Below are 5,954 nucleotides of genomic sequence, written 5' to 3'. Positions count from 1 at the left end.
AGAATTAAATAATGCAATGTATATTTGTGGCTATTTTATAAAACTTAAAATTTAAACAGATGCAATCCACCCAATTTGATTATTTTCCAATCTTGATGCAGCTCGGATTAGCCGTTGGTTTTGTGGTAGGAACCATAATAATTTCTAACTTTTTAGGGCCTAAAAGAAGTTCGGCAAACAAAGACAAAAACTTTGAATGTGGTATCGAATCCGTAGGAAATGCTCGCATCCCTTTTTCTGTAAAATATTTCTTAGTAGCCATCCTTTTTGTCTTGTTTGACGTGGAGGTTATTTTCTTATATCCTTGGGCCGTAAATTTCAAGGAATTAGGCGTAGACGGAATGATTAAAATGGTAATATTTATGGTGTTACTATTGGTTGGTTTTTTCTACATTATCAAGAAGAAAGCACTAGAGTGGGAATAAAATAGCAATTGTTATGAGTACAAAGACAAATATGGTTGCTCCGCCAGAAGGAGTTGTTGGGGAAGGGTTTTTTGCTACGAAACTAAATGATGTTGTGGGTTTAGCAAGAGCTAATTCATTATGGCCATTGCCTTTTGCTACTTCGTGTTGTGGAATTGAATTCATGGCTACCATGGCTTCGCATTATGATTTGGCACGATTTGGTTCAGAACGAGTAAGTTTTTCACCCCGTCAGGCCGACATGCTAATGGTAATGGGTACGATTTCAAAAAAAATGGCCCCTATTTTACGTCAAGTTTACGAACAAATGTCGGAGCCACGCTGGGTAATTGCCGTTGGTGCTTGTGCCTCTTCGGGCGGTGTTTTTGACACCTACTCTGTATTGCAAGGCATTGACAAAGTAATTCCAGTAGATGTTTATGTGCCGGGTTGCCCTCCAAGACCAGAACAAATTGTAGACGGAGTAATGCAACTGCAAGAGTTGGTTAGAAACGAGTCGGTGCGTCGCAGAAACTCTCCAGAATATAAAGAATTATTAGCTTCTTACAACCTATAAAAATGGCTATAGAAACGGCACTTATACAAGAAAAAATGGAACAAAAATTCGCAAACAAGGTGTCAAACTTTGGTATGCAAAAAGATATTTTTTCTTTTGAAGTCACTTCAGAATCCGTTCGTGAAGTGATTCTTTTTCTTAAAGAAGAGGAAGATACAAATTTTCACTTTTTGACTGATTTATGTGGGGTTCACTATCCTGATAATGAAGTAGATCAACAATTTTGTGTGGTATATCATTTACACAATTGGGTAGAAAATACACGCATTAGAATTAAAACCTATTTGAATGGAGCGCAACCAGAAGTAGCCACAATTTCAGATATCTTTTTGTCTTCTAATTGGATGGAACGCGAAACCTATGATTTTTATGGTATTACTTTCACGGGGCATCCCCAATTGAAAAGAATATTAAATATGGATGAAATGGTTTCTTTTCCAATGCGAAAAGAATTCCCAATGGAAGACAATGGAAGAACCGATAAAGATGATCGTTTCTTTGGAAGAACAGCGAATTGCTAAATAACTATTTATAATTTTTCACATTTATAAAATGTCAGAACTATTATTACCCCCCGAGCATCGATATGCTAAAATAATTAATGAAAAACGCAATGATGATGGTAGTGAGTATTCCATACTTAACTTAGGTCCTACGCATCCTGCTACCCACGGAATTTTCCAAAACATTCTTTTAATGGATGGAGAGCGCATTGTGGAAGCAGAGCCTACAATTGGATACATTCACCGTGCGTTTGAAAAAATTGCTGAAAATCGTCCTTTTTATCAAATCACACCGTTGACCGACCGAATGAACTATTGTTCTTCGCCTATTAACAACATGGCTTGGTGGATGACGGTTGAAAAATTGCTCGATATTGAAGTGCCTAAAAGAGCCCAATATTTACGCGTAATTGTAATGGAATTGGCGCGTATTGCCGATCATATTATTTGCAACTCCATTTTAGGAGTAGATACCGGAGCCTATACCGGATTTTTATATGTATTCCAATTTAGAGAAAAAATATACGAAATATACGAAGAGATTTGTGGCGCTCGTTTAACAACCAACATGGGAAGAATTGGCGGTTTTGAAAGAGAATGGTCTGACGAAGCCTTCAGAAAACTAAATGTATTTTTAGAAGAATTCCCTGTAGCTTGGAAAGAATTTGAAAACTTATTTGAACGCAACCGAATCTTTATTGACCGTACGGTTAACGTAGGGGCTATAACTGCAGAAAGTGCAATGGCCTATGGATTTACAGGTCCTAACCTTCGTGCTGCGGGTGTGGATTATGATGTACGGGTTGCCCAACCTTATTCTTCGTATGAAGATTTTGAATTTATTGTTCCTGTAGGAAAATCAGGAGATACTTATGACCGTTTCTGCGTGCGTAATGCAGAAGTTTGGGAAAGCTTAAGTATCATTCGTCAAGCCTTAGCCAAATTACCTGAAGGCCCTTACCATGCCGATGTGCCTGAATATTATTTGCCTCCAAAAGAAGATGTTTACACTACCATGGAAAGCTTAATTTATCACTTTAAAATTGTGATGGGGGAAGTGCCGATTCCAGTGGCTGAAATTTACCATCCGGTTGAAGGAGGAAATGGAGAATTAGGATTTTATCTAGTAACCGATGGTAGTAGAACACCCTATCGTTTACATTTTAGAAGACCTTGCTTCATTTATTATCAAGCGTATCCAGAAATGATTAAAGGATCATTATTATCGGATGCTATTGTAATATTATCAAGTTTAAATGTAATTGCTGGAGAATTAGACGCATAAAAATTATGGAAAGAACGCAATACAAACAAGAAATACATATGACCGAAGCATTGATGGCACGCATCAATGAAATCATTAGTCATTATCCAGAAGACAAAAGAAAATCGGCTTTACTTCCGGTGCTGCATGAAGTGCAAGATGCACACGACAACTGGTTGAGTTTTGAACTGCAAGATAAAGTTGCCGAAATTTTACACATTCAACCGGTGGAAGTATATGAAGTAGTGTCTTTTTACACCATGTTCAATCAAAAACCCATTGCAAAATACATGTTCGAATTTTGTCGGACAGCTTGTTGTGCAACCAGAGGAGTTGAAGATTTAATGGATTATGCGTGTGAAAAAATTGGCGCTAACTTGGGTGAAATTTCTGCAGACGGACAGTTTCAAGTAGTCGGAGTAGAATGTTTAGGAGCTTGCGGCTATGCACCGATGCTTCAATTGGGTGATTTTTATCACGAAAAACTTACCAAAGAAACGTTTGACCAACTGATAGAAGACTGCAAAGCTGGAAAAATAACATTACACGATAAATAGCGCCATGGGAAGAAAAATATTATTAGATAAAATAAATATTCCAGGGATCAAAACCTACGAAGTATACCGCCAAAATGGTGGTTATGCCTCAGTGGAAAAAGCATTAAAAACAATGACCCCCGATGAAGTTACTGAAGAAGTGAAAACATCAGGTATTCGTGGTCGTGGTGGAGCTGGATTTCCTGTTGGAATGAAATGGAGTTTTATAGATAAAAAATCAGGCAAACCTCGTCATTTAGTATGTAATGCTGACGAATCTGAACCAGGCACTTTTAAAGACCGTTATTTAATGGAGTACATTCCTCACCTATTAATTGAAGGAATGATTACCTCTAGTTTTGCCTTGGGAGCCAACTTATCTTACATCTATATTCGTGGAGAATACATGTGGGTATTCAAAATATTAGAAAGAGCCATTAACGAAGCGAAAGCTGCTGGATGGTTAGGGAAAAATATTATGGGATCGGGTTACGATTTAGACTTATATGTTCATTGTGGTGCCGGAGCCTATATATGTGGAGAAGAAACAGCACTTATCGAATCGCTTGAAGGTAAAAGAGGAAACCCTCGTATCAAACCGCCTTTTCCAGCAATTAGCGGATTGTGGCAAAATCCTACCGTAGTAAATAATGTAGAATCAATTGCTGCTGTGCCTTGGATTGTAATGAATACTGGGGCTGAATATGCAAAAATTGGAATAGATCGTTCAACTGGAACGAAGTTAATTTCGGCTTCTGGACACATCAAAAACCCAGGCGTTTACGAAATTGAATTGGGTGTATCGGTAGAAGAGTTTATGAATTCTGACGAATATTGTGGCGGAATGATAGACGATCGCCCCTTAAAAGCACTAGTGCCTGGAGGGTCATCTGTGCCTATTTTACCCGCACATTTAATTTACAAAACAGCCGCTGGAACTGATCGTTTAATGACTTATGAATCGTTATCGGATGGTGGTTTTGCCACTGGATCGATGTTGGGTTCAGGAGGATTTATCGTTTATAATGACACCACTTGTATTGTAAGAAACACTTGGAATTTCTCTCGTTTTTATCATCATGAATCGTGTGGTCAATGTACGCCATGTCGTGAAGGAACGGGTTGGTTAGAAAAAGTGTTGCACCGCATTGAAAACGGTCACGGACGCGAAGAAGATATCGAATTATTATGGAGCATTCAATCTAAAATTGAAGGAAACACCATCTGTCCTTTAGGAGATGCTGCTTCTTGGCCTGTAGCTGCGGCTATTCGTCATTTTAGAGAAGAATTTGAATACCACGTAAGATTCCCAGAAAAAGTAAAAAATAGAAACCACTTTGTTGCAGAGCCTTTTGAAAAGGTAAAACATTTGGTAACAAAATAAAGAATAAGTCAATAGTAAAATATATTTATTTTTCGATAGAAAAACAATACTATGAAAGTAACAATAGACGGTCAAAGTGTAGAAGTAGCACCAGGAACAACCATCCTGCAAGCTGCTCGTATGATTGGAGGAGAAAGTGTTCCGCCAGCCATGTGTTATTATTCAAAACTAAAAGGGAGTGGCGGAAAATGTCGTTGTTGTTTAGTTGAAGTATCAAAAGGCAGCGAAGCCGATCCAAGACCGATGCCAAAACTTGTAGCTTCTTGTGTTACGGGTTGTATGGACGGAATGGAAGTGAATAGCAAAAACTCTGATAGAGTAACAGAAGCTAGAAAATCGGTAACCGAATTTTTATTGATCAATCACCCGTTAGATTGCCCTGTTTGTGATCAAGCTGGCGAATGTGATTTGCAAAATTTAAGTTTCGAGCACGGAAAATCACAAACCCGTTACATCGAAGAAAAAAGAACTTTTGAACCCGAAGATATCGGTCCGAATATTCAATTACACATGAACCGTTGTATTTTATGCCAACGTTGTGTGCAAGTGGCCGATCAATTGACCGACAATCGCGTACATGGGGTTATGGATCGTGGAGATCATGCTAATATATCTACTTGTATTTCAAAAGCCATCGACAATGAATTTTCGGGGAACATGATTGATGTTTGTCCGGTAGGAGCCTTAACCGATAAAACCTTCCGTTTCAAATCGAGAGTATGGTTCAACAAGCCTTTCAATGCGCACAGAGAATGTACTACCTGTTGTGGTAAAACAACTGTTTGGATGTTTGGAAACGAAATTCAAAGAGTTACAGGTCGTAAAGACGAGTACCATGAAGTGGAAGAATTCATTTGTAACAGTTGTCGTTTTGACCATAAAAATGTGGAAGACTGGGTTATTGAAGGACCAAGAGCATTTGAAAAAGACTCGGTTATCAATCAAAACAACTACACCCGCGATATGGAAAAAGTGGTGATCGAAACCGAAGAACATATTTTAAAAGGTAGAACTATTGATCGTAAAAAAATCAGTATGTCCGACATCGATTATACAGAAAAAATTGATGGTAATTTAATTAATGATAAAAATAATGGATAGTGCTTTTATCATAGAAAAAAGCGTTGTAATTGTAACTGTTTTTGCAATTACAATGATTATGGCAATGTATTCAACCTATGCCGAACGTAAAGTAGCCGCCTTTTTACAGGATCGTATTGGTCCTAATCGTGCCGGAAAATTTGGTTTATTACAACCACTTGCCGACGGATTAAAGTTGTTTTCAA

At 38.0% G+C, this 5,954-nt stretch carries 8 protein-coding genes; all 8 read left to right on the top strand.

Translation table 11 applies throughout. The annotated features are described in order from the left end of the window. The first annotated feature begins 59 nt into the window (after positions 1-59). Positions 60-425 (top strand): NADH-quinone oxidoreductase subunit A, encoded by a 366-nt coding sequence (locus ACIQ6Z_RS08720; RefSeq protein ID WP_396210508.1) that lies wholly within the window; start codon positions 60-62, stop codon positions 423-425. Positions 426-438: 13 nt separating this feature from the next. Then, positions 439-981, top strand: coding sequence for an NADH-quinone oxidoreductase subunit B (locus ACIQ6Z_RS08715; RefSeq protein ID WP_396210507.1), 543 nt, complete (start codon positions 439-441; stop codon positions 979-981). 2 nt (positions 982-983) lie between these two features. Next, a complete protein-coding gene (locus tag ACIQ6Z_RS08710; RefSeq protein ID WP_396210506.1) occupies positions 984-1,502 on the top strand; it encodes an NADH-quinone oxidoreductase subunit C in 519 nt (172 codons plus the stop codon). Between the two features lie 31 nt (positions 1,503-1,533). Continuing rightward, a complete protein-coding gene (locus ACIQ6Z_RS08705) occupies positions 1,534-2,769 on the top strand; it encodes an NADH-quinone oxidoreductase subunit D (RefSeq protein WP_396142179.1) in 1,236 nt (411 codons plus the stop codon). A 5-nt stretch (positions 2,770-2,774) separates the two neighbouring features. After that, the gene (nuoE, locus tag ACIQ6Z_RS08700) at positions 2,775-3,305 is read left to right on the top strand and encodes an NADH-quinone oxidoreductase subunit NuoE (protein WP_396210505.1); all 531 of its coding nucleotides are present in this window, start codon (positions 2,775-2,777) and stop codon (positions 3,303-3,305) included. Positions 3,306-3,309: 4 nt separating this feature from the next. Next, the gene (gene nuoF, locus ACIQ6Z_RS08695) at positions 3,310-4,668 is read left to right on the top strand and encodes an NADH-quinone oxidoreductase subunit NuoF (protein ID WP_396210504.1); all 1,359 of its coding nucleotides are present in this window, start codon (positions 3,310-3,312) and stop codon (positions 4,666-4,668) included. 51 nt (positions 4,669-4,719) lie between these two features. After that, a complete protein-coding gene (locus ACIQ6Z_RS08690; protein ID WP_396197090.1) occupies positions 4,720-5,769 on the top strand; it encodes a 2Fe-2S iron-sulfur cluster-binding protein in 1,050 nt (349 codons plus the stop codon). Then, the coding region (locus ACIQ6Z_RS08685; protein WP_396210503.1) for an NADH-quinone oxidoreductase subunit H at positions 5,762-5,954 on the top strand (193 nt) is incomplete at its 3' end. The genes ACIQ6Z_RS08690 and ACIQ6Z_RS08685, both read left to right, overlap by 8 nt.

The sequence above is a fragment of the Flavobacterium sp. genome, from assembly GCF_044376915.1.
Taxonomy (GTDB): domain Bacteria; phylum Bacteroidota; class Bacteroidia; order Flavobacteriales; family Flavobacteriaceae; genus Flavobacterium.
Note: the sequence above shows the minus strand (reverse complement) of the source record. Positions and strands in the feature narration are given on the sequence as shown.